Raw genomic sequence first — 1125 nt, forward strand, 5'->3', positions numbered from 1 at the left:
TATCGGGGCGACCCTCCGCCTTGCGATCGCACGCACCAGACGTCGTCGGGCCCGCCCTTCGGGCGGCCGGCGCTACTTTCGCAACACGCCCTAGGACAAGAGGCCTGCCCGCTCGGCACGGACCGTCTAGGCTCGGCCCCATGACCACAGCCTGGACGTCCGGGGCCGAGGGCGTCATGCGGCTCCCCTCCGGTCGACTCGTTCGCGGCCGGGGGCTCAGGAGGCCTCTTCCGGCGGGGCCGTCGCCGGCCTTCGCGCTCTACCTGCTGGGTCACCAGCCGCCCGCCGTCGCCTGGGAGGCCCGCTGGCTCCGCTGGCCGGACTTCTGGCTGCCGTCCGACCGCACGGACGCGGCGGAGGCGCTGCGCGAGGCGTGGGCCCGCGCCGCGGACGAGCGGGTCGAGGTCGCCTGTGGCGGCGGGTACGGACGGACCGGTACGGCCCTGGCCTGCCTCGCCGTGCTCGACGGGGTGCCCGCCCGTGAGGCGGTGGCCTACGTCCGCGAGCACTACGCGTCACGTGCCGTGGAGACGCCCTGGCAGCGGCGCTTCGTCTCCCGCTTCGCGTAGCGACGGCGCTGTTGACCTCCCGTCCCGGCGGGGCGTCAGGCGAGGCCCTCGGGGGCGGGCGTGCCCTGGTGGTAGTACATCCGCAGGGGCGCGTCCGCCGCCGATCCGGCGGGCCGCCGCCACAGGGAGCTGCGGCGGGACCGCCGGCCGTCGAGGACCGTCTCGTACGTGAGGTGGACGAGGCCGGGGGCGAGGAGGACGCCCGTGACCTCGGAGGCCTCGTGGCGCGGGCCGTCCTCGGCGGCGCCGTCCATCTCGGGGAGCTCGGCGAGCATCTCCTGGTACGTCCAGCGGCGGCCGGAGGAGCCGACCTCGACGAAGTCGGGGTCGAGGAGTTCGGCGGCGCGGGAGCGGGAGACGCGTACGGCCGGGTCCAGCAGGCGCAGTTCGCCCGCGACGGCCTCGGCGATGTCGGGATGCCGGTTCATGGGGACATTGTGGCCGGTCGGGGGGGGGGGGGGGGGGGGCCGGGGCCCCCGCCCCCCCCCCCCCCCCCCCCCCGGGGGACACCAAGGCGGGCCCCCCCCCCCCTCGCGCCCCCGCGCCCGGGGGCGGG

Annotated in this window: 2 protein-coding genes; one reads left to right on the plus strand and one right to left on the minus strand. The window is 77.5% G+C overall.

The genetic code is table 11. The features are described from left to right. The first annotated feature begins 140 nt into the window (after positions 1 to 140). The gene (locus ACF08F_RS35755) at positions 141 to 569 is read left to right on the plus strand and encodes a protein-tyrosine phosphatase family protein (protein WP_392302714.1); all 429 of its coding nucleotides are present in this window, start codon (positions 141 to 143) and stop codon (positions 567 to 569) included. Positions 570 to 604: 35 nt separating this feature from the next. Here ACF08F_RS35755 and ACF08F_RS35760 read toward each other — a convergent pair whose 3' ends face one another. Then, positions 605 to 997 (minus strand): DUF4440 domain-containing protein, encoded by a 393-nt coding sequence (locus ACF08F_RS35760; RefSeq protein WP_392302715.1) that lies wholly within the window; start codon positions 995 to 997, stop codon positions 605 to 607. Between the last annotated feature and the right edge of the window lie 128 nt (positions 998 to 1125).

This window comes from Streptomyces sp. NPDC015130 (assembly GCF_043080005.1).
In the GTDB taxonomy this organism is placed as follows: domain Bacteria; phylum Actinomycetota; class Actinomycetes; order Streptomycetales; family Streptomycetaceae; genus Streptomyces.

Excerpts from the sequence above, each read along its gene's own strand:
- ACF08F_RS35755 (WP_392302714.1), top strand. The coding sequence starts at position 141 with ATGACCACAGCCTGGACGTCCGGGGCCGAGGGCGTCATGCGGCTCCCC.
- ACF08F_RS35760 (WP_392302715.1), bottom strand. The coding sequence starts at position 997 with ATGAACCGGCATCCCGACATCGCCGAGGCCGTCGCGGGCGAACTGCGC.